Raw genomic sequence first — 23,076 nt, forward strand, 5'->3', positions numbered from 1 at the left:
CGCTTTTTTTGTGAACAAACGGTTTTATTTAACTATTTCACCAGCTCAGTAGTAGATTTTTTTTTCGATTTTTTCGCATTTCGCTCTTCAATGTATTTAGCGAATTCGGGTTTTTGTTCGTCCGTTAACAACTCTGTTATTTTTTCATCTGCTGTTGCGGTTAATATCGAAATTTGTTTTTTAACGACATCTTCTGATAATGTAGTATCTGCTTTTAGGGCATATTTCGTTGTTGTTAGTTCTAAAATAATATTATATACCGAAGCCTGTTGCTCTTCTGAGAGTATCAATTTCTCAGTGAGCTTGGTCACTATTTCTGTTGTTTTTTCCTCTGGTGTACCTTGTTGAGCGAATGTTAATGTAATCGCAAATAAAAGACTCAGTCCTGTTAAAATTAATTTTTTCATAGCATTAATTTTTAAAGTGTTTAAATATTATATTTTTAACTACTGTTGATATGATAACACCTAAATCCACAGCTTTGTTATATTAAATGTATTTATTTTGTTACAATTTAACATCATTTAACAAATAGAAAGGGTGAATAATTTTTATTATTTACCCTTTCTATTTGTTGATATTCAGAATGTTATTATTCTTTTCTCGGTTGTCTGCGTTGTGATCTTTCTTTTTGCACTTCTTCGTACTTTTTGATTTGATCTCCGGTTAGAAATGATTTAATCTTTGTGTCATACTTATCTCGATAAGATTTGATCTGTTCCATGCGTTTGTCTCTGTCTCCATCTCCTTGTTGGAATAAGGCTTGAAGCTCTGTGGTCTGTTTGAGAGAATATTTATAAATGGAATCGCGTTGAGTTTGATCTAAATTTAACAGGGTACCCAGTCTTTCTACTTCTGCTTTGGCTCTTTCTTCAGGCGTTCTATTTTGGACTGTTCCCTGACGGTTTCCTCTTTCTTGAGCTATAGTTACCGATGCTGATAAGAATATAGCTACTAATACTAACATTAAATTTTTCATATATGTATTGTTTAATTTTTATTTTCCAAATGGAATGTTCATGTGTGTTTGTCTATAAAGAAGATATAAACATATTATCAATATATAAAAATCATGATTTTATTCTATATAAGTGCATTAAAATAAGAAGTTTAGTAAAGATTAACCTTTGTTAATGTTTATTAACACTTTGTGTAAGAGAAACGTATTCTAACACCTTTCTATCGAATATTTCTTTATCTGCTATAAAATCTAACTGGATTGGAATATAGTAGACAGGAAGAGCTGCTAGGCTATCTTTGTGAAGACGATGTATATCTTTCTCTGTAGTAATGATTATTCTATTCCCTTGTAGGTTTTGAAAAGCAGAGTTGATTTTGATATAGTCAGCTTCGCTATAATTATGATGGTCGGGGAAGGTTAATTGTTTAACGGAAGCTACTTTGTCAAGGAGATATTCTTTTAAGGGCTTTGGATTAGCTATACCTGTCAGTAAAAGAATATGATAAACCGAGAGATCTAATTCTACAGGCAGATGATCACGATTTCTTAATTGATTGTATTCAATATTGGAATAAAGTATCGGTGCATCGGAATGCTTTCTGATTTGATGTTCTATTTGCTGTTGTTGCTCCAATGAAAGTCGACGAGGGCATTTCGTTATCACTATTAAATTTGCCCTGGACGAAGCTGAAAAATTATCTCTAAAATTACCGGTTGGAAGTGTTATGATTGTAGAGAATAGCGATCTAAAATCAAAAAGTAGAATAGCAAATCCGGGTTTTAATCTGCGGTGTTGATAGGCATCATCCAGAAGAATAACTTGATGGTTGTTTTTTAAGATTTCAACCCCCTTGCACCTATCTTCACAAACTGCTACAGTGAGTTTTCTAAATTTATTTTTGAATTGCAAAGGTTCATCCCCTACTTCTACAGCTGTAGAAGTCATTTCAACATAGCGAAACCCGGACGTTTTACGACCATATCCACGACTTAAAGTTGCTAGTGTATAATGTGACGATAATAAACGGACAAGGTATTCCGTCATCGGACTTTTACCTGTCCCTCCTATCGCTAAATTCCCAACTATGATGGTGGATACATCAAATGATTTGCTTTTTAGTATGCCTTTGTCGTAAAGTTTATTTCTAGTCCATACAATGAGGAGATAGAATAGGCTAATAGGCAACAATATCCATCTTAGGACCGGGATCATTTTTTCACGAGCTTAATACCTACATTGATGATGTCTTTTAGCGGATTTTCACGCATATTTTGTTCGACGGCAAATTCATATTTCCCTGTATCCGGGAAAGTAAAATTTTCTTTTGCTAAGTATTGGTTTTCGTAAACACCTCCTGCCGAATTGCTTAACCATCTGCCATCTAATTGAGCCAGTACAATTTCTTTTCTATACGCGGTATCTTTTAACCCCTTTCCTTTTTCATGAAGTAAGATAAATAGGTTAGAAAAATTATAGTCCGCACTATGTCTTAAATTGATATACATGTCATATCTGACCGTAGCATCATCAATATTTACTTCAAATTTTTGAATATCGTCATAAGACCAGGAATAGTTGGGTATCGTTGAACTATTTTCATAGTAAGCCCCATCTATACAAGAAGAAAGCAAAGTAATTACGTAAGCTGCGACTAAAAGATGCTTGTATATCATACCAAAATTTGGCGAGATTTACTACTCGCCAGTTTTATTTGATTTATCGTTGTTTCTATTCCTATTGCGATTATTGAATCGTCTTTTTGGTCTTGACTGATTTTCTGTATCCCCCTCACTTTTCTTTTCAGCTTGTTTTTTTTGAGCTTGATTTTTAGGGAGCTGTTTCTTTTCGACAGGTGAATTTTCTTTCTTTTCAGCAGTTGTGTTAGCGGGACTTTTTGGCTTACTTTTCTTCTTTTTCTTTTTTCTATTCTTTTCATCTAGACGAGTAAGACTGTCTTGTCCAACCACATTCTCATAATCCAAAACAACAGGTTTTTTTACTTCTTGCTTTTCGGGAGTGTATTCTAAAGTTTCCGGTTTTACACCGCCTTTATTCATTTCAGCAAATTCTTTTACTTTATCAATCGATAAAGGAATCCAGTTCTCCACTCCTGGATAAGAAAACCACATTGTTTTTTTGAAAATATCTGTTTTTTGTAGGTAAGCCATCCCAGCTAAAGTTTCCAAACGATCTACATCATTAGGAATATCTTTAAGTGCATCCATATAGCTGTCCAGTTCATAATTTAAACAACATTTCAACTTGCCGCATTGTCCTGCTAATTTAAGTGTATTTAAAGATAAATTTTGGTAACGTGCAGCTGAGGTCGATACCGTTTTGAAATCGGTAAGCCAGGTAGAGCAACATAATTCTCTTCCACAGGATCCAATTCCTCCCAGTCTACTTGCTTCTTGGCGCATACCAATTTGTCGCATTTCAATACGGATACGAAAAGATTCGGCCATTCTTTTAATTAACTCACGAAAGTCAACGCGACCTTCTGCTGTATAATAAAAGGTTGCTTTTGTTTTGTCTCCTTGATAATCTACATCCGAAATTTTCATGGAAAGCCCTAAATCCAAAGCAAGTTTACGTGCTTTGTGCATGGTTTCCCATTCCAGTTCTTTTGCCGCATTGAACTTAGCGACATCTGCTTCATTGGCTTTTCGGTACAGTTTTTTTACTACTGAATCCGATGTAATGTTGTTTTTTTTGAGCTGTAATCTTACCAATTCACCTGTCAAAGAAATGTGTCCAATATCATACCCTCCGGTAGAAGGTTCTACAGCGACCATTTCACCCATTTCTAAGTAGATATTGTCTGTATTGACAAAAAAATCTTTACGAGATCCTTTAAAACGAACCTCTACGATATCAAATGGTTTATAATTTGAAGGCAAATCCATGTCGGAAAGCCAGTCGTATACATCTAATTTATTACATCCGCTGGTCATACATGAGCCATTATCCTGACATCCTGCTGGTACAGAGCCTAATTTGCTACTGCTTCCACAACCTCCGGATGAGCAACTGCCACATCCCATATTTTTATTTTATATATATTGAGCCCCCTTCGGGAACGTTTGATATTTCCTCTATCAATTAATTCTCAAAGGCAGAGGAGAAACCGAAAATTTGCTTTTATAATCAACCGAACTATAATCGCTTTATAAAAGCAAATTTATCTAAGTTTGAACAATAAAACTAATTGCAAAGATAAATCTAAAAATAATATTTTAGGATTTGCATTTCTTTCAATTGCATAATGTGCTTTTTCAAGCAACCCTATCGCTTCTTCTAATTGTTCAAATTGATAAATTCCACTAAATTTTTCTACAAAAGTCAATTCTTCTTGCTGCAAAAACACTAAATCGTGTAAACCCTGTTGCGTCAATATAATTTGACGCATCATATTAATGGCATAAAGTAAGAAACTTTTTTGGTTTTCCCGTCCTAATTTTGCAAGATTTTCATCGCACAAGTTAATAATTTCCGATCCGGCATCTGAATAAATATTGCGAAGCCAATAAACGAACAGATCGAACGTTTTATTTTCGTTTTCCTGTTGAGTAAGATTTAACGCTTCCTGGATATTTCCATCTGCAATAAATGCAATCTCATTGGCATTTTTAGGATCAAGATTTTTGTTTTCAATAAGAAAGTTTTTGATTTTATCGTGTTGTAATTTATTGATCTTGACCAGTTGGGTACGCGAAATAATGGTATTAATTATTTTATCCTGATTTTCTGCTACGAGTAAAAACAGCGTTTTTTCAGGTGGTTCTTCAATTAATTTCAATAAAGCATTCCCTTGCGTGTCTAAATATTCAGGCAACCACATAATTAATACTTTGTATTCCGCCTCAAAGGATTTAAGACTTAGCTTTTTAATGATACTGTGCGCTTCTGCAATGTTGATATTTGCTTGCTTATTTTCCGCATCGAGTTGATCTCTCCAAAATGATAAGCCCATGTAAGGGTTTGCGATAAACGATTTACGCCAATTTTCAATATAGGTCGTTGCGGTTTCATCTTTACCTTTTGCAAAGAACGGATAAGAAAAATGCAAATCCGGATGGATAAGTTTTTCGTATTTCCGACAGGAGGGACATTGTCCACAGCTGTCATCCTCACCTTTATCTTCGCAATTTACATATTGTGCATAGGCTACCGCTAAGGCGAGACTTCCAGAACCTTCCGGCCCTAAAAATAATTGCGCATGACTTACCCGGTTTTCTTTCACCGTGTTGAGTAAATGTGCTTTAATGATTTCGTGTCCTATAATCTCTTTAAACCGCATAGCTATTCGTTACAAACTTAGATAAAATGCTTTGTATTCACGAAGCGCTGATAGAAAAAACACAATTCGCGATCATACGACAACCTTTCATCGGTATTGTAAAGATTTGATAATTTTTCTGTATTATTGCATATAAAAAAATAGCAAATCAGAAATGAGATTTATTGTATCTACATCAGTTTTATTAAAGCAATTGCAAGCCATTAGCGGAGCTTCTAGTAGCAGTACTGTGCTGCCGATATTGGAAAACTTTTTGTTTGAAATCAAAGATAATACGCTTACTATTTCGGCTACGGACTTACAAACCAGTATGGTTACTTCTCTGCCAATAGAAGCGAAAGAGGAAGGCCGTGTAGCTATGCCCTCTAAAATTTTGATAGATACGTTAAAAACTCTTCCGGATCAGCCGGTAGCATTTTCAGTAGACGCGAACACATTGGCTATCGAAATAAGTGCCGGAGACGGAAAATATAAATTAAGTGGTGAGAATGCTGATGATTTCCCTAAAATCCCTGTCGTAGAAAATGTGACCACGGTGAACATTGTAGCCCCTATATTGGCGGAAGCAATCAACAAAACGATTTTTGCAGTAAGTAATGACGAATTGCGCCCTGCTATGTCGGGAGTACTTGTGCAACTGGGAGATCAACATATAACTTTCGTGGCTACGGATGCACATCGTTTGGTCAGGTACCGTCGAACAGATATTAGTACTGAAAAGCCAACTTCTATTATCCTTCCAAAAAAAGCATTGGCTTTATTAAAGTCTTCACTTCCGTCGGATGATGTGACAGTATCTATTGAATACAACAATACAAACGCATTCTTTAAATTTGGAAGTATTCATCTAATTTGTCGATTGGTAGATGAGCGATATCCGGATTACGAAGCCGTGATTCCTCAGGTAAATCCCAATAAGCTTACCGTTGACAGATTGTTATTCTTAAATACCCTTCGACGTGTGGTAATTTTTGCAAATAAGACAACACATCAGGTAAGATTGAAAATCAATGGCAGCGAGTTACATATTTCGGCAGAGGATCTGGACTTCTCAAATGAAGCGCATGAAAGATTAAGCTGTCAATTTGAAGGCGAAGATTTAGAAATTGGCTTCAATGCTAAATTCTTGGTAGAGATGTTAAACAATTTAAATTGTGAAGAAGTTGTATTGGAAATGAGTACGCCAAATAGAGCGGGATTATTGGTGCCGGCTATAAAGCAAGATAATGAAGATATCCTGATGTTGGTGATGCCTGTGATGTTAAATAATATCGGTTAAATCATTCGATTTTGGAATTCATTCATTCGCTAATAGATTTTATACTCCATATTGATGACCATCTTGTGGAGATCGTTAATGATTATCGGTATTGGACATACCTGATTTTATTCTTAATAATTTTCGTTGAAACGGGTGTTGTAGTTATGCCTTTTTTACCTGGAGATTCCTTGTTGTTTGCAGCCGGCATGCTGGCGGCCCAGCCTAATGAGCTTAATGTATGGATTATGTTAATCCTATTATTAATCGCGGCGATTACCGGAGATTCTCTTAACTACGCTATAGGAAAGAACTTTGGGATGCGGATTACGAAGTTCAAGCTTTTCGGTAAGCAAATGGTAACAGATGAGCAGATTGCCAAAACACATTCCTTCTATGAGAAGTATGGTAGCAAAACGATTGTCATTGCACGATTTGTTCCGATTGTAAGAACCCTCGCTCCTTTTGTTGGAGGTATAGGAAAAATGAACTATGGAACATTTATTACCTATAATGTAATAGGAGCTCTTCTTTGGGTTGTTGGAATTACATTGGCGGGATACTTTTTAGGGAATATCCCTATTATAAGAGATAACTTCTCGAAAGTAGTATTGATAATTATTTTTCTTTCTATACTCCCGATTCTGTTCGAAGTCGTTAAAGAAAAATTTTACACAAAAAAGGAAGCTTAATATGCTTCCTTTTTTGTGTAAAAATAAGTTGCTCCAAATAATCAAAAACGCGTATTAAATTTCACCGTACAACATTCATATATCCCACAATAGAATTCATTCGACAGAGTTCCATACTGTTTTAAACGTTATACTCAGTAGATAGTCTGTAATAGAAATATATTTTTCATGCGAATTCTTATTTTATTAATTTCTCTTTTCTTTTTTACAACAGGTCGTGCTCAAAAGAAGAATATCATTGTCGACAAGGTTCAAGCTAAAGAGGCTTATGTGTTATTAAATGATATTCGAATGAATCCAAAGAAATATGCCAAAGCGTTGGGAATATCTGATATTTCGAAAGTAACAAGCACAAAATTAGTATGGAATGATGTTTTAGCCGAAGTAGCCGAATTTAGGGCTTACGATATGGCTAATCATAATTATTTTGATCATGTTTCGCCCAAAGGACTCGGACCAAACTATTATATCGCGAATGCTGGATATTCCCTGAATAACGATTGGCTGAAGAAAAAAGCTGCAAATAACTTTGAATCCATTGCTGCCAATCATCCTACTGCTTCAGATGGAATAAAAGCGTTTATTATTGGGAAAAATTCTCCCGGATTTATGCACCGAAAGCACGTTTTGGGAATGGACGGATGGAACGGATCTCTTGTCGATATCGGTATTGGCTTTGTGCGCGTACCTGTTGGCTCACGGTATACAAGTTATCTATGTGTTTTGATCGCGAAACATGATTGGTAGCCGGGGAATTTTTCGGGTGTTTTCGGAGACATGAATATTTCATACCTTTGCGTATGATAAAATCAATGACAGGATATGGTGTTGGCTCGAAAGAAAACGAGCAGGTAAAATATACCGTAGAAATCAAATCTCTAAATTCTAAATTTTTGGAGTTAGGTATCCGTCTTCCAAAGGCGGTTTCAGATAAAGAACTGACTTTGCGCGGTGAGTGTAGTAAACTTATTGAACGGGGTAAAGTCAATGTGATGATTTCTTCAGAATATACTGATCAAACAGCAAAAGCCTCTACGATCAATGGCGACCTGCTTAAAAAGTATTACACACAGCTTCAGGAAATCGCTTTCCAAGTGGGAGATAAACAAGCGTCTTTGTTTGATTTGGCTTTAAATATGCCCGAAGTGGTGACGAATAATGAGGATGTGGTGGATGAAGAAGAGGGAAAAATTTTAATGGCAGCTTTTCACCAGGCTATTGAAAAATTCAACACTTTTCGTTTAGACGAAGGTAAAGTACTAAAATCGGATTTAGAAAGCCGGGTTAAAATGATTTTATCTTTTTTATTGGAGGTGGAGTCGATAGAAGGGGATCGTATTCCCTTGATCCGCGAGCGAATTAGTCAGTATATGGATGATGCCGTTGGAAAAGAGCATATTGATAAAAACCGTTTCGAACAGGAATTGATTTTCTATATTGATAAATTGGATATCACCGAAGAGAAAGTTCGTTTGAAAAGTCACTGTAATTACTTCTTGGAAGCCTTGAATGCAACGGATTCAAACGGAAAAAAGCTAGGGTTTATTTCTCAGGAAATGGGTCGGGAAATCAATACATTGGGATCTAAAGCGAATCATGCGGGTATTCAGCAAATTGTGGTACGGATGAAAGAGGAGCTGGAGAAGGTTAAGGAACAATTACTAAATGTATTATAGTAATGAATGGTAAATTAATAATTTTCTCTGCGCCATCAGGGGCTGGAAAAACAACGATAGTAAGACATATTTTAGGGAAATACGGGGATAAGCTTGAGTTTTCAATCTCTGCGAGTACGCGCGCTCCACGGGGAACAGAAGAGGACGGAAAGGATTACTATTTTATCTCAAAGGACGATTTTCTGCATAAAATTGCGAAACACGAATTTATCGAATTTGAGGAAGTGTATGCGGGTACTTTTTATGGTACATTGCGCTCGGAGCTGGAGCGTATATGGGCTTTGGGCAAGCATGTTATTTTTGATATTGATGTGATAGGCGGATTACGTCTCAAATCCAAATATCCGGAAGATGCGTTAGCTATTTTTGTCAATCCCCCCTCTTTGGCTGTTTTGAAAGAGCGCCTTTCGGGTCGCGGTACGGATTCGGAAGAGAAACTGAAGGAACGTTTTGCGAAAGCAGAACTGGAATTATCTTACGCCGATAAATTTGACGTGATATTGAATAACTTTGACCTGGATACAGCATGTAAAGATGCTGAAAAACTGGTGTTGGATTTTTTAGAGGATAATGGTAAATAGAAAAATTGGTTTATTCTTTGGCTCGTTCAATCCCATTCATATAGGTCATTTAATTATTGCAAATTATATGGCTAATCATACAGAACTGGATGAAGTATGGTTTGTCGTGTCTCCCCAAAATCCGTTCAAGGAAAAGAAAAGTTTGGGAAATATGTACGACCGATTGGAAATGGTAAACTTAGCCATTGCCGATACGGAAAACCTTAAGGCCTCGGATATCGAATTTAAATTACCACAACCTTCTTATACTATAGATACCCTAATGTATTTAGGGGAGAAATATCCAACCAAAGATTTCTTCCTGATTATGGGAGAAGACAATTTAATCGGTCTTCCGAAATGGAAAAATGCCGACATTATTCTGCGGGATTATAAAATAATAGTTTACCCCCGACCGGGATATTTAGAAAGTGATTTAAAAAATCACCCTTCTGTTATCATGACGGAAACGCCCGTGATGGAATTGTCCTCTACTTTTTTGCGCAGATCGATAAAAGACGCCAAAAACATTAAATTTTATACACCGGATAAGGTCATTGATTTTATAGAGAAAAAGGGGTTGTATTTATAATTCCTTTCAATATGAGAACAAAAGTAGTCGTATATAATTATTTTAAGCTGATTCTTGCTTCGCTTTTCATCGGTTTAATCTCCTCTTTACTGGCTGATTCCTTAAAACATATTACAGAAAATTACCAGCATCGAATACTTGAGAAAGTTGGGCAGATTAATCCCGCAATATATATTATTTTACCCTCTATTGGTATTACTATTATATATTTTTTGCGCAAATACGCTTTTAAAAATCGTCAAAACAAGGGTATTAAAGAGATTTATAGAACCTTGGAGACTCGAAAAGATGATTTGCCTCTTTTCAAAATACCGTCTCATTATTTCAATGGATTTCTCACCGTTATTTTCGGGGGTTCTACCGGTATTGAGGTTTCAACTGTCGTTGCGACAGCTACAGTGGGAAATGTAGTTCATAAGAAGGGTAAGGTTGCCTTTGCTTATAAGAACGAATTGATCTGTGCTGGAGTTGCCGCTGGAGTAGCAGTTTTATTTGCTAGTCCTATAGCCGGATGGCTATTTGCAATAGAGGTAATTTCGAGAAAACTAAGCAAGCCCGTTATGGTGAGTTGTACTACATCGGTTTTAGTAGCATGTGTTTTCGTTTATTTTTTCGATAGTGGTATGTTATTACCTTTTCCAGTAGATCGATGGAACTGGGACGCCCTTCCATACGTATTCGTCTTAAGCTTGCTTGGAGGTACATTAGCACTTTACTTTACCAAAATCGTTATTTATATAAAAGGTATCTTTGGAAACATTAAAAGTAATTTTATACGTGTTAATCTGGGGGCATTAGTTGTGGGTACGATGTTATTTTTTGTACCCTATTTGTACGGCGATAGCTATCATGGTCTTAAAGATGCGATATCTGTTGCTATGAATGAAACATTTAATATTTCGTTTGGCTTACTTCTTCTTTTTATGGTGATACTGAAACCTTTGGCGGCATCTCTTACGTTGGGTGCTGGTGGAGATGGGGGTGTCTTTGCCCCTAGTATAGTTTCCGGAGCTTTTTTGGGACTTTTCTTTGCACAACTATGTAACACGTATTTTGGTACAGAGTTGATTTTAATAAACTTTGCGTTATTTGGGGCTGCGGCTACGTTGTCTGCAGCAATTCATGCGCCGTTTACCTCATTATTTCTCATTTGTAGCATCGCCCCCGGAGGATTTATTCTCTTTGTTCCTTTGATACTGAGCTGCTTTGTTGCCAAAATGTTTGCCAAGTGGCTTTATCCGTTTAACGTATATACTTATAAAGAGGGAAAGCCTAATATATTGTTGAAATGAGGTTTCTATTTTGGAGAGGTATGATACAGGGGAAGTTATTCCTTCCTCTGTATCATAGGGTTTTTAACGCCCCATCCAACCCCCGTCTACAGTGAGAATAGTACCGTGTACATAATCAGAAGCTTTTGAAGCTAAGAATACTGCCGGACCTTTAAAATCTTCCGGTTCTCCCCAACGTGCTGCGGGAATACGACCCAAGATTGATGCTGAGCGTTCCGGATCTTCACGAAGAGCTTCCGTGTTATCGGTAGCGATATAACCAGGAGCGATCGCATTTACATTAACGCCTTTTGAGGCCCATTCGTTAGCAAATGCTTTTACCAATGAGCCAACAGCGCCCTTAGAGGCAGCGTATCCAGGCACATTAATTCCTCCCTGGAAAGTCAATAGCGAGGCGGTAAATACAATTTTACCTGAACCACGCGCAATCATATCTTTACCTATTTCGCGGGTTAAGATAAATTGGGCGTTTTGGTTGATTTCTATAATTTCATCCCAATATTCATCTGGATGTTCTGCTACAGGCATACGTAGGATGTTTCCCGCATTATTGAATAGAATATCAATTTGTGGATGTTCCGTTTTTACTTTTTCAATAAACGTATAAAGCTCTTCGCGTTTTGAAAAATCACATTGGTAGGCGTAGAAGTTTCGGCCGATAGCCTTGATCGACTGCTCTACCTTGGAATTTTCCAGTTCTAGGGTGGCAGATACTCCTATAATATCTGCTCCAGCTTCTGCCAAAGCTTCTGCTAAAGCTTTACCGATACCTCTTTTACACCCCGATACGAGTGCAACTTTTCCTGTTAAATCAAAAGAATTTAATATAGACATTATATGGTTTATTATTATTTTAGATCAGTAATAGCACTTTTATCCATATCATCGTAGTCCATGTTTTCTCCGGCCATACCCCAAATGAAGGTGTAATTGCTTGTTCCGGCACCGGAATGGATAGACCACGGTGGAGAAATTACAGCTTGTTCATTTTGCATCCAGATATGGCGGGTCTCATTGACAGGCCCCATAAAGTGGGAAACAGATTGTCCTTCGGGCACGTCAAAGTAGAAATAGACTTCCATGCGGCGGTCGTGTGTATGAGCCGGCATGGTGTTCCAAACAGAACCCGGTTTTAATTCGGTCATTCCCATCTGCAATTGGCACGTCTGGATGACAGTATGCAATAACATCTGATTAATTGTACGGTGATTGGCTGTTTCTAACGCACCTAATTCGATTTTATTCGCTTCGGCTTTGGTTACACGCTTTGTTGGGTAGCTATGATGAGCCGGAGTAGAGTTTAAATAAAACTTTGCAGGTTTGCTCGAATCGTTACTGATGAAATAAATTTCTTTGGCTCCTTTTCCAATATATAACGCTTCTTTGTAGTTCACCTCAAAAGTTTCCCCATCGACTTCTACTTTTCCATCTCCCCCGACATTGATAATGCCTAGTTCACGGCGGGCTAAAAAGTAAGGTTCTTTTAACAATGGTTCGATCGTTTCGAGTTTTAGTTTCCCATTGACGGGAAGTGCACCTCCGGCCATATAGCGATCATAATGCGTATATACAAAGTGGACCTTATCTTCGAAGAAAAGTTTATCGATTAAAAAATTTTCACGAAGACCTTTCGTGTCTAAGGATTTCGCTTCGTTGGGTCCAATGGCATATCGGCTCTCAAACGTAATGTTACTCATAGTTTAGCTGAAATTTTGAAATAAATTCTAAACTTAAATAAAATTAAGTTGATATGCAATATAATTGGATTACATACCAATGTAAGCAATTGGTTTATCGGGTTCTGTTTTCCATTTCCTGTTGGAATTTTTTATAGCAGAAATCTATTTTTTAAAAAACATTTACACGCAGGGATGGAAATCAACTTTTTCTCTTTAAATATAATATCAGCCATACCGAGATTTTACAATCTCTTAATTTTTTTCTTTCTAACTTCGCACTATGGCTAAAAAGAAACCGATGATTTTGGTCGTCAATGACGATGGTATTACGGCACCGGGTATTAAAGTGCTGCTTGAAGAGATGCAAAAAATAGGCAATGTCGTGGTGGTTGCTCCGGATAGTCCGCAATCGGGAATGGGACATGCCATAACGATCGGGAAGCCACTCCGTTTGGATAAAATTGATCTGTATGAAGGCGTGGAGATGTATGAATGCTCCGGTACACCGGTAGACTGTGTCAAGCTAGCTGTAAACAAAATTTTTAAAGGTAAAAAGCCTGATTTATGTGTATCGGGGATCAACCACGGGTTGAACTACTCCATTAATGTGCTATATTCGGGAACAATGTCGGCCGCAGTGGAGGGTGCCATAGAAGATATTCCATCGATAGGATTTTCATTAGATGATTTTTCTCATCATGCTGATTTCTCCCATTGCCGACCGTATGTACGGGCTATTGCCCAACAGGTGTTGGATAATGGTTTACAAAAGGCAACTTTGTTGAATGTTAATTTTCCGCATATCAGCAAAGCGTTAAAAGGTATAAAAATATGTCGACAGGCAACTGCCAAGTGGTTTGAGGAGTTTGATGAACGTCTGGATCCGTATAACAGAGAATATTTTTGGATGACCGGCAAATTTCAATTGTTAGATAGAGGAGAGGATACTGATGCACATGCGCTAAGCAACGGTTATGTTTCCATTGTTCCTACACAATTTGATATGACAGCACATCATGCTATTCCGGAACTGAATTCTTGGAGTTTTGATGTCAAATAAAATATGAAACCATCAAGATTTTCGGAACACATTGTGGAATGAATAATCTGATCCCTGCCTGCGGTAGGCAGGGACTCGTCACCGTTTAAGAAAAAATTATACAGATGAAAGATTCGTTAATTCAAGGCATATTAATTGGTGCTATAGCCCCTTTTATAGCTTTTTTGCTCACTGTTTATACTGATCTTGAGATCATGCTATCTTCAGATAAACCCATTTTTTTATATGTCATAACAGCAGGTATCAATCTAATAGCAACGCGGATTATGTTTAAAAAAGGATATGATGCTACCGGGCGGGGGCTCGTATTGGTCACTTTTATTGGTGTATTACTGCTTATCTTTGGAACAAAATTAAAAATTTAAGAATATGGAACTCACATTGGGCTTTTCACCCTGTCCGAACGATACATTTATTTTTGATGCATTGATACATCATAAAATAGATACAAAAGGATTGACCTTTTGTGTGAAGTACCATGATGTAGAGACCCTCAATGATAAAGCGTTTAATAATGAGCTGGATATTACAAAACTCAGTTATCATGCTTTTGCGTACGCAGTTCAGCAATACGAATTGCTGGACGCAGGCAGCGCTTTGGGTTTCGGTGTTGGTCCGTTATTGATTACGAAAAGCGAGGATTTAGCGAACAGGTTAAAAGCATACGCAGGAAATGATTTACCGGTAGCATTACAGGATTTGCGGGTTGGCATTCCGGGCAAGTACACCACTGCTAATTTTTTATTGGGATTAGCTTTCCCTGCCCTCCAGAATAAACACGAGCTGGTATTTTCGGATATCGAACAGGCTTTATTAGATAATGAGATCGATTTAGGATTGATTATTCATGAGAATAGATTCACATATCAGGACAAAGGGCTTTTTAAAGTAGTGGATTTGGGTGATTTCTGGGAGAGAACGACGAATAATCCCATTCCTTTGGGTGGTATTGTCATCAAACGGGAGCTTCCTGTTGAAGTTAAATTGTTGGTCAATCAGCTTGTTAAGGAAAGTGTGGAATACGCTTTTGCCAATCCGAAATCCGGATTGGAATACATTCGTTCGCATGCACAGGAAATGGAAGAAACAGTCATGTACAAACATATTGAATTGTACGTCAATAAATACTCAATACATTTAGGAGAGAATGGTCGGTCTGCTGTGACGACATTATTCGAAAAGGCCCGTACTGTGGGGCTTATTCCGCAAATCGAGAAGAATATTTTTCTGATATAAAAAGCCTTCATGATCTGTCAGGACAACAACAGTTATCGAGAATTTCATGAAGACTATTGGCGGCAAATACTGTTGGAAAAAAAAAGATAAAAAAATAGATATCATAGTGTAAGTTATCATCCTTAATAAGTAAATTTGCCCGATTAGTGCCAAATTGTCGCAAAAAAAACTTTGGATTTAATTTTGAGTACTAGAACTGAGATAAAAAAATATTATGTTAAAATTTCTAAGTAAACTTTTTGGTAGTAAGTCTGAGCGGGATATTAAGGTTATCCAGCCGTTAGTTACCAAGATCAAAGAAGAATACACTAAACTGGCCGACCTTACGCATGATGAGCTGCGCGCAAAGACCACCGAATTTAAAAACCGAATCCAAGAATATTTAAAAGACATCGATACTGAAATTGCAGCATTGAAAGAAAGTGCGGATGAAAGTACATCTGATATCTCCGGAAAAACAGAAATCTATGAAAAAGTCGATAAGCTGACTAAGGATAGAGATAAGAAGCTGGAAGAGATATTGTTAGAGCTTCTTCCGGAAGCTTTTGCTGTTGTAAAAGATACGGCACGTCGCTTGACTGAAAACACAGTTATCGAGGTTACAGCTAGTGATTTTGACAGAGACTTGGCTGCCCGTAAACCGAATGTAACTATTCAAGGAGATAAAGCACTTTGGAGCAATACGTGGAATGCTGCGGGAACAGAAGTTACGTGGAACATGGTACATTATGATGTACAGCTTATAGGCGGTATTGTTTTACATCAAGGAAAGATTGCGGAAATGTCTACTGGTGAAGGTAAGACATTAGTAGGGACCTTGCCCACCTATCTGAATGCGTTGTCAGGACAAAGTGTACATATTGTAACTGTCAATGATTACTTGGCAAAGCGTGACTCCGAGTGGAATGGTCCTTTGTTTGAATTTCATGGGCTAAGCGTGGATTGTATTGACAAACACCAACCAAATTCACCACAACGTCGCAACGCATACAAATGTGATATTGTTTATGGTACCAATAATGAGTTTGGGTTTGATTATTTGCGTGACAATATGACGCAGACGCCTGAGTCGATGGTACAGCGTAAGTTGCATTTTGCTATGATTGATGAGGTTGACTCTGTATTGATCGATGATGCACGTACCCCATTGATAATCTCGGGCCCTATCCCAATGGGCGACCAGCATGAGTTTCATCAATTGAAACCACGTATCGAAAAGTTGGTGAACGCGCAAAAAGCATATATCAATACGGTATTGAATGAGGCTAAGAAAGCGATTACATCCGGTGATACCGATGTTGAAAAAGGTGGTTTAGCTTTATTCCGTGCTTACCGCGGTCTTCCTAAAAATAAAGCATTAATTAAATTCTTAAGTGAAGGTTCCAACCGTCAAGTTCTTCAAAAGGTAGAAAACTACTATATGCAAGAACAAAACCGTCACATGCCAAAGGCGGATAAAGAACTGTTTTTCGTTATTGACGAAAAAAATAACCAAGTAGAACTTACTGAAAAAGGGATTGAATTAATTACAGCTTCAGGTGAGGATACCAGTTTCTTCATCCTTCCCGATGTAGGTACAGAAATCGCTGATATTGAAAAAGCCGATATTCCATTAGAAGAGAAAGCTTCCCGTAAAGAAGAATTATTGAGAGATTATTCGGTAAAGGCAGAACGTATTCATTCTATTAATCAATTGTTGAAAGCTTATACGCTTTTTGAAATTGATGATCAATATATTGTAGATGAGGGAAAAGTAAAAATTGTAGACGAGCAAACGGGACGTATCATGGATGGTCGTCGTTACTCCGATGGATTGCACCAAGCTATTGAAGCAAAGGAGAATGTAAAGGTAGAAGATGCTACCCAGACATACGCTACAATTACCTTGCAGAATTACTTCCGTATGTACCACAAGCTTGCGGGTATGACGGGTACGGCTTCTACGGAGGCCGGAGAGCTTTGGGAAATCTATAAATTGGATGTGGTAGAAATACCAACAAATAGACCAACACAACGTGACGATAGACAAGATTTTATTTATCGTACAGCGCGTGAGAAATATAATGCCGTCGCACAAGAAATACAACTCCTTACGGAGCAAGGGAGACCAGTATTAGTGGGTACTACTTCGGTAGAGATTTCCGAATTATTAAGTCGGATGTTGAAGTTGAGAGGTATCAAACACAATGTATTAAATGCAAAACTTCATCAAAAAGAAGCGGATATCGTAGCTGAGGCCGGACACCCAGGACAGGTAACTATTGCAACGAATATGGCCGGACGTGGTACGGATATTAAATTGACAGAAGAAGTAATTAATGCTGGCGGGTTAGCCATCATTGGTACAGAACGTCATGAATCTCGTCGTGTTGACCGTCAGTTACGTGGTCGCGCAGGTCGTCAAGGAGATCCGGGGTCTTCTCAATTCTTCGTTTCATTGGAAGATCCGTTGATGCGTCTATTCGCTTCTGAGCGTATATCCAACATCATGGTGAAAATGGGAGTCGAAGAAGGTGAAGTGATGCAACATAGTATGTTGACGAAATCTATCGAAAGAGCACAACGTAAAGTAGAGGAAAATAACTTCGGTATTCGTAAACGTCTATTGGAGTACGATGATGTCATGAACTCACAGCGTACCGTAATTTATACAAAGCGCAAAAATGCTTTGTTCGGTGAGCGTCTTGATGTCGACTTGAACAATACAATTTACGATGTTACGGAGGATATTGTTACGGAATCGAAAGAAGGAGGTTCTTATGAAGAGTTCCAAATAGAAGTCATTCGTTTGTTTGCAATTGATCCTGCTATTTCTGTGGAGGAATATACTTCTAGTAACATTCCTACGTTAGCGGATAAGCTTTTTACGCAAGTAATTACACATTACGAAAATAAAGCTAAAAATATAGCTACGCAGACGTTGCCTGTTCTCACCAATGTAATGGCAGAGCGAGGTGATATGATAGAAAATGTGGTTGTTCCGTTTACAGATGGAATTCGTGGCATACAAGTTGCGACAAATTTGAAAAAAGCGGTTGAATCTAATGGATTAGAAGTATTCAAATCGTTTGAGAAAGGAATTGTATTAGCGCTTATTGATGAAGCCTGGAAAGAGCATCTTCGTGAAATGGATGACTTGAAACAATCTGTACAGAATGCAGTTTATGAACAGAAGGATCCAATTATCATTTATAAAATGGAGGCTTTCAATTTGTTCAAATCCATGCTTGCTTCTATGAATAAGGATATTGTTAGTTTCCTGTTCAAAGGAGAAATACCGGGTCAGCAACAACAAGATATACAAGAGGCTCGTCCTATCCGAGTCCAACAAGCTAAGGTTACCGCAACTAAAGAGCAATTAAGTTCGCCAACAGGTGTAAGTGACGAGGATATGGATACACGCGTACCGCAAGTTACCCAACCGATCCGTAAGGAACAAACTGTGGGGCGTAATGACGAATGTCCGTGTGGTTCAGGTCTTAAGTATAAGAACTGTCACGGAAAAAACGGTTAAAAAATATAAAGTGATGCTGAAAAGAGGTTTGGTTTTATGTGTTGTACTTGTCGTGATATCTACTGTAGCTAAGGCGCAGGGAGGTACCGTAGAAGTGGCAAAAGATTCGTTAATTACATTATTACAAGAATATAGATCAGCACATGAAATCAACCCTACAGCTACACGTACCATTAGTCTAGGTACGAAACCCATAGACAAAAAGACAGCAACTCGTGTAAAACGTAAGGGCTTTAGGGTTCAGATATTCTCTGGGGCAAGCCGTAATGAGGCTTACGACGTGCAGAGTCGTTTTAGAAGTCAATATGCTGATGTGGATAGCTATATTAATTACGACGAACCCAATTATCGGGTTAAAGTCGGCGATTTCAAAAGTAGAGCTGAAGCAAATAACTTTATGCATGTTTTACGTTCACAATACAGTAATGTTTTCGTTTTTGTTGAAGACATTTGGGTCTGGGAATAAAAAATCTATATCATGTCCGATTTAAAGGATACCATCAAATCTTTGTCTCAAGAACTGTTTGCAGAAACAGTTGCCTCGAGACGCCATCTCCACAAAAATCCTGAACTTTCGTTTGAAGAGTTTAATACGGCTGCCTTTGTAAAAGCAACGCTGGATGAAATAGGAATCTCTTATACGTCTATGGCCAATACGGGAGTTGTAGGTATTATAACCGGAGAACTGCCTTCTGACCGTGTTATTGCGTTGCGTGCTGACATGGATGCGTTGCCTATCACAGAAGTAGAAGGAAGAGAATACGGTTCGCAGCAGGTGGGTGTGATGCATGCCTGTGGGCATGACGTGCACACTTCTTCTTTATTAGGCGCGGCAAAGATTTTATATCGTCTTAAATCTACGTTTGGCGGTACGATAAAGCTTATATTCCAGCCGGGAGAAGAGCGTCTTCCCGGAGGAGCTTCTATCATGATTAAAGAAGGTGTCTTAAAAAATCCTGAACCACAAGCGGTTATAGGTCAACATGTAATGCCGTTTATAGAAGCAGGTAAGGTTGGTTTTCGAGCAGGGAAATATATGGCATCCTGTGATGAACTTTTCATGACGGTACGGGGAAAAGGCGGTCACGGAGCACAGCCTCATCAAAATATTGATCCCATTGCTATTACAGCGCAAATTATTACGGCTCTTCAGCAGGTTGTTAGCCGTAGTGCTGACCCTCGTATACCGACTGTACTCTCTTGGGGTAAGATCGTAGGTAACGGTGCGACAAATGTTATTCCGGACGAAGTGTATTTAGAAGGGACATTCCGAACTTTCGACGAGATGTGGCGTGCCGAGGCACATGAAAAAATTACGAAGATGGCCGAAGGAATTGCAGAAAGCATGGGCGCGAGCTGTTCGATAGAAGTGCGAAAAGGTTATCCATTTTTGATAAATGAACCCGAGCTAACAGCGCAATCCAGAGGCTTTGCTCAGGAGTTTTTGGGAAATGAAAATGTTATTGAGTTGGACCTATGGCCGGCAGCGGAAGATTTCGCATATTATTCACAGGAAACCAATGCTTGTTTCTATCGTTTGGGAACTGGAAATGTGGCGAAAGGAATTACGTCTGCTGTCCATACACCTACATTTGATATCGATGAAGCTGCATTGGAAACGAGTATAGGTCTTATGTCCTATATAGCAATCAAGCAGTTACAGCAGTAAGATTCTTGACAGGTAGGTTTTAAAAAAAATGTCTTCTCATCATATAGTAAGAGAAAATCAAGAACCGGCACTGATTGTGGAATCGGTAACGGATTTAGATGCGGAATATATTGGTCAATTGTTGGAATGGTGCCCTACCGTTTTTACCAATGACTATACTATCGATTTCTTTCTGGCGGATGACATCAAGGTAGACGTTGTTGTTACGAATCAATGTAATAATCTATATGTACAGGAACAGATAAAAAAAGTCCCACTCCAACGAGAATTTATTGCTGATGCGCTGCAGTATTTGGTTGTTAATAACTATAAAGCCGTTAATATTATTTGTGATGAAATTCCGGATGTGGTTTTTTCTTTTTGTAAGCAGATAAACATTGTGTTATTTATTGGCGGTAAAAGGTATGTTTTTGTAGAAAGGGAATACAAAAAGTGGAAACAAAAGGGGGAAAAACTTTTTGTAATGGAGGACCGATTAAAATCGGTGATTGGCATTCAGAAGGTATCCATAAATACATTTATTACGGAGCAAGATGGATTTATTTGTCTGGCCTTTAATACATCCGAATTTGTTTGGATAGGAGAAGAAATCTAATGTTTACTATCGAAAAGGTTGCTGCCGAAGATGTTTTAATTATTCATAAAGCTTATTATTCTTTTAACTTTTCCACTCGTGATGGTGTCTGTGTGCCATCTACGAGCCCCTTAGCTCCTATTGCAATAGCCTCAATGCTCGATTTTATATTGTCGAGATTCAGTGTGCCCACTTCATCTTTTACGGTATGATAATAGATGTCTTTGTCGATTTGGGAAGTAGAAAAAGTATGTGCAGGGACACCTAGCGCGGCAAGTACTGCATTGTCACTGCGGTAGAATAAATTTTGTTGAGGATAGGGATCCGGATGGAATTGAAACGTCGAACCCTGTAGGTTAGATTGCATCAATTGACCCAAGTTAGAGGCACTATATCCCGTAACGTATAATGTATTTGGGCCGAATTTAGAATCTTTACCGATCATTTCAATATTAATCATCGCCACTACTTTCTCCGGGTCTATCTCATTTGAAAAATATTTTGAGCCGTACATGCCAATTTCTTCGGCTGTAAAAGCGACAAAAATCAATGTTCTTTCGTTGTTGTTGAGCGCGGTATAATATTTAGCTAAACTAATCATAGCTGTAACACCTGAGGCATCGTCATCAGCTCCATTGGCAATGGAGTCTTGACCATCTGCTTGGATTACACCAATATGATCGTAATGGGCGGAGAATATCACAAATTCTTCGGGTTTGCTTTTGCCAGGAAGGATACCTGCCACGTTAAATAATGGAAAATCCTGGATTTTATTTTCGGCCTGAACATCAATAGAAGGGCTCTTCTCATTGGTAACAATGAATACTTTGGCAGGAGAATGTTGTTCTGTTGATGGAGTCATATTTTCCCGTCCATATATTTTATTAAATCGCAAAATCATTTCAGCAAAAGAGGGATGCACCAATACAATAGCATCTTCAGGAGAGGTTGCTATTTCTCTAAACCTGATGGCGAAATCTTCTCCCTTATTTATTCTTAATGTGGAACCATGTTCTTTTAGGTTTATGACAGGATTATTTCCGAGGATGAGATATTTACTTTCTGCAAGTATCTTTTTATTAAGGGTTACTTTTTGACTTTTTCGTGTGATCTTTCGAATGGAAAAAGTCTGTCTATAATTGTGTTCGGCATAAGGTTTTAGTCCGATAGTCTTAAATTCATTGGCAATAAAATCTGCCGATTTGGCTATTTCCGGGGTAAGCGAATGTCTACCCCTCATATCATCCGAAGCCAATGTATTCAGGATACGGGCTATCTCTTCGTTACTCGAAACAGGTTTTGCCGAATTTGGCTGAGCTAGCGCACAGCACAATGAAAAGGAAAAGCCAAGCAGTAGACAGGTGTGCTTTATCATGTAATTAAAAGTTTTGAGCAAGTTAGCATTTTTAGAAATGTAATGACCCGGTAAAATGTGAATATTGAAAAAAAATACACTATTTCCGTTATAAATTCGTTTGTGTTCATTTATTGATCATGTGTTTGCCTCCATGTGCATTCATGAAATTACTACGTTAAGTTGTTCACTCGTTTACCTCAAACGAGTTCACTGTGTTCCGTTTGCTAATTCAACGCATTTTATCTAAGTTTGATTAAAATAGAAAACTATGAAAGAAGTTACTGTTCAAGAATTAAAGTCAATGATGGATCGAAACGAAGAGTTTCAATTAATCGATGTTCGTGAACCTTTTGAATATGAAGTATCTCATTTAAATGGGCTTAATATTCCGCTATCCGGTGTTTTGATTGAAGCTGAGAAAATTGCTAAGGATATTCCTGTAATCATCCAATGCCGCTCCGGGAAACGGAGTGCCCAGGCGGTGATGTTACTGGAGCAACAAGGCTACACGAACCTTTCCAATCTAAAGGGTGGTATTTTAGCATGGAAAGAAGAGATTGATCCTGAATTGGATGTATATTAGCTACATCGGTATTAAGAAAGGAAAAAAAGGGAATAAAATGTAGTTTATTCCCTTTTTCTTTTTTGTCAATTT

At 37.9% G+C, this 23,076-nt stretch carries 24 protein-coding genes; 15 read left to right on the forward strand and 9 right to left on the reverse strand.

Annotated elements, in window-relative coordinates; translation table 11 throughout:
* Positions 1-32: 32 nt before the first annotated feature.
* The 6 genes from E4F24_RS02365 to E4F24_RS02390 all read right to left on the reverse strand — a co-directional run bounded on the left by E4F24_RS02365 (position 33) and on the right by E4F24_RS02390 (position 5,262).
* Positions 33-407 (reverse strand): hypothetical protein, encoded by a 375-nt coding sequence (locus E4F24_RS02365; protein WP_140936995.1) that lies wholly within the window; start codon positions 405-407, stop codon positions 33-35.
* Between the two features lie 185 nt (positions 408-592).
* On the reverse strand, positions 593-979 hold the full coding sequence (locus E4F24_RS02370) for a hypothetical protein (RefSeq protein ID WP_140936996.1): 387 nt from the start codon (positions 977-979) through the stop codon (positions 593-595).
* 151 nt (positions 980-1,130) lie between these two features.
* A complete protein-coding gene (gene lpxK / locus E4F24_RS02375; protein WP_235891138.1) occupies positions 1,131-2,174 on the reverse strand; it encodes a tetraacyldisaccharide 4'-kinase in 1,044 nt (347 codons plus the stop codon).
* Entirely contained in the window at positions 2,171-2,635 is a 465-nt protein-coding gene (locus E4F24_RS02380; RefSeq protein WP_140936997.1) for a gliding motility lipoprotein GldH, read from the reverse strand. Before E4F24_RS02380 ends, lpxK begins: the two co-directional genes overlap by 4 nt.
* A 21-nt stretch (positions 2,636-2,656) precedes the next feature.
* Complete coding sequence (locus E4F24_RS02385) at positions 2,657-4,006, reverse strand: PSP1 domain-containing protein (protein ID WP_181182339.1); 1,350 nt, start codon at positions 4,004-4,006, stop codon at positions 2,657-2,659.
* Between the two features lie 137 nt (positions 4,007-4,143).
* Complete coding sequence (locus E4F24_RS02390; protein ID WP_140936998.1) at positions 4,144-5,262, reverse strand: DNA polymerase III subunit; 1,119 nt, start codon at positions 5,260-5,262, stop codon at positions 4,144-4,146.
* Between the two features lie 154 nt (positions 5,263-5,416).
* On the opposite strand from E4F24_RS02390, the gene dnaN reads away from it, so the two are divergent.
* The 7 genes from dnaN to E4F24_RS02425 all read left to right on the forward strand — a co-directional run bounded on the left by dnaN (position 5,417) and on the right by E4F24_RS02425 (position 11,332).
* Positions 5,417-6,541, forward strand: coding sequence for a DNA polymerase III subunit beta (gene dnaN / locus E4F24_RS02395; protein ID WP_140936999.1), 1,125 nt, complete (start codon positions 5,417-5,419; stop codon positions 6,539-6,541).
* An 11-nt stretch (positions 6,542-6,552) separates the two neighbouring features.
* Positions 6,553-7,212, forward strand: coding sequence for a DedA family protein (locus tag E4F24_RS02400; RefSeq protein ID WP_140937000.1), 660 nt, complete (start codon positions 6,553-6,555; stop codon positions 7,210-7,212).
* 168 nt (positions 7,213-7,380) lie between these two features.
* The gene (locus tag E4F24_RS02405) at positions 7,381-7,959 is read left to right on the forward strand and encodes a CAP domain-containing protein (protein ID WP_140937001.1); all 579 of its coding nucleotides are present in this window, start codon (positions 7,381-7,383) and stop codon (positions 7,957-7,959) included.
* A 53-nt stretch (positions 7,960-8,012) separates the two neighbouring features.
* On the forward strand, positions 8,013-8,888 hold the full coding sequence (locus E4F24_RS02410) for a YicC/YloC family endoribonuclease (protein WP_140937002.1): 876 nt from the start codon (positions 8,013-8,015) through the stop codon (positions 8,886-8,888).
* Positions 8,889-8,890: 2 nt separating this feature from the next.
* Positions 8,891-9,469, forward strand: a complete 579-nt coding sequence (gmk, locus tag E4F24_RS02415) for a guanylate kinase (protein WP_140937003.1) — start codon at positions 8,891-8,893, stop codon at positions 9,467-9,469.
* Positions 9,459-10,040: a nicotinate (nicotinamide) nucleotide adenylyltransferase gene (gene nadD / locus E4F24_RS02420; protein WP_140937004.1), complete on the forward strand. Its 582-nt coding sequence runs from the start codon at positions 9,459-9,461 to the stop codon at positions 10,038-10,040. Before gmk ends, nadD begins: the two co-directional genes overlap by 11 nt.
* Positions 10,041-10,051: 11 nt before the next feature.
* Positions 10,052-11,332 (forward strand): chloride channel protein, encoded by a 1,281-nt coding sequence (locus E4F24_RS02425; protein ID WP_140937005.1) that lies wholly within the window; start codon positions 10,052-10,054, stop codon positions 11,330-11,332.
* A 63-nt stretch (positions 11,333-11,395) separates the two neighbouring features.
* Here the strand turns inward: E4F24_RS02425 and E4F24_RS02430 are convergent, their stop codons facing one another.
* Positions 11,396-12,160, reverse strand: coding sequence for an SDR family oxidoreductase (locus E4F24_RS02430; protein ID WP_181182370.1), 765 nt, complete (start codon positions 12,158-12,160; stop codon positions 11,396-11,398).
* Between the two features lie 20 nt (positions 12,161-12,180).
* Complete coding sequence (kduI, locus tag E4F24_RS02435; RefSeq protein ID WP_140937007.1) at positions 12,181-13,029, reverse strand: 5-dehydro-4-deoxy-D-glucuronate isomerase; 849 nt, start codon at positions 13,027-13,029, stop codon at positions 12,181-12,183.
* Between the two features lie 262 nt (positions 13,030-13,291).
* On the opposite strand from kduI, the gene surE reads away from it, so the two are divergent.
* From surE to E4F24_RS02470, 7 genes are all read left to right on the forward strand, one after another.
* Entirely contained in the window at positions 13,292-14,071 is a 780-nt protein-coding gene (gene surE / locus E4F24_RS02440; RefSeq protein ID WP_140937008.1) for a 5'/3'-nucleotidase SurE, read from the forward strand.
* Positions 14,072-14,175: 104 nt separating this feature from the next.
* Positions 14,176-14,436, forward strand: coding sequence for a hypothetical protein (locus E4F24_RS02445; RefSeq protein ID WP_140937009.1), 261 nt, complete (start codon positions 14,176-14,178; stop codon positions 14,434-14,436).
* A gap of 4 nt (positions 14,437-14,440) precedes the next feature.
* Entirely contained in the window at positions 14,441-15,307 is an 867-nt protein-coding gene (locus E4F24_RS02450) for a menaquinone biosynthesis family protein (RefSeq protein WP_140937010.1), read from the forward strand.
* Positions 15,308-15,521: 214 nt separating this feature from the next.
* Complete coding sequence (gene secA / locus E4F24_RS02455; RefSeq protein ID WP_140937011.1) at positions 15,522-18,821, forward strand: preprotein translocase subunit SecA; 3,300 nt, start codon at positions 15,522-15,524, stop codon at positions 18,819-18,821.
* 13 nt (positions 18,822-18,834) lie between these two features.
* A complete protein-coding gene (locus E4F24_RS02460; RefSeq protein ID WP_140937012.1) occupies positions 18,835-19,287 on the forward strand; it encodes an SPOR domain-containing protein in 453 nt (150 codons plus the stop codon).
* A 12-nt stretch (positions 19,288-19,299) separates the two neighbouring features.
* On the forward strand, positions 19,300-20,490 hold the full coding sequence (locus E4F24_RS02465; protein ID WP_140937013.1) for a M20 metallopeptidase family protein: 1,191 nt from the start codon (positions 19,300-19,302) through the stop codon (positions 20,488-20,490).
* A gap of 28 nt (positions 20,491-20,518) precedes the next feature.
* Positions 20,519-21,085: a hypothetical protein gene (locus E4F24_RS02470; RefSeq protein ID WP_140937014.1), complete on the forward strand. Its 567-nt coding sequence runs from the start codon at positions 20,519-20,521 to the stop codon at positions 21,083-21,085.
* A gap of 55 nt (positions 21,086-21,140) precedes the next feature.
* Here the strand turns inward: E4F24_RS02470 and E4F24_RS02475 are convergent, their stop codons facing one another.
* The gene (locus E4F24_RS02475; RefSeq protein WP_140937015.1) at positions 21,141-22,439 is read right to left on the reverse strand and encodes a M20/M25/M40 family metallo-hydrolase; all 1,299 of its coding nucleotides are present in this window, start codon (positions 22,437-22,439) and stop codon (positions 21,141-21,143) included.
* A 250-nt stretch (positions 22,440-22,689) separates the two neighbouring features.
* On the opposite strand from E4F24_RS02475, the gene E4F24_RS02480 reads away from it, so the two are divergent.
* Entirely contained in the window at positions 22,690-23,004 is a 315-nt protein-coding gene (locus tag E4F24_RS02480; RefSeq protein ID WP_140937016.1) for a rhodanese-like domain-containing protein, read from the forward strand.
* Positions 23,005-23,076: the final 72 nt, after the last annotated feature.

Source organism: Sphingobacterium lumbrici, from assembly GCF_006476045.1.
In the GTDB taxonomy this organism is placed as follows: domain Bacteria; phylum Bacteroidota; class Bacteroidia; order Sphingobacteriales; family Sphingobacteriaceae; genus Sphingobacterium; species Sphingobacterium lumbrici.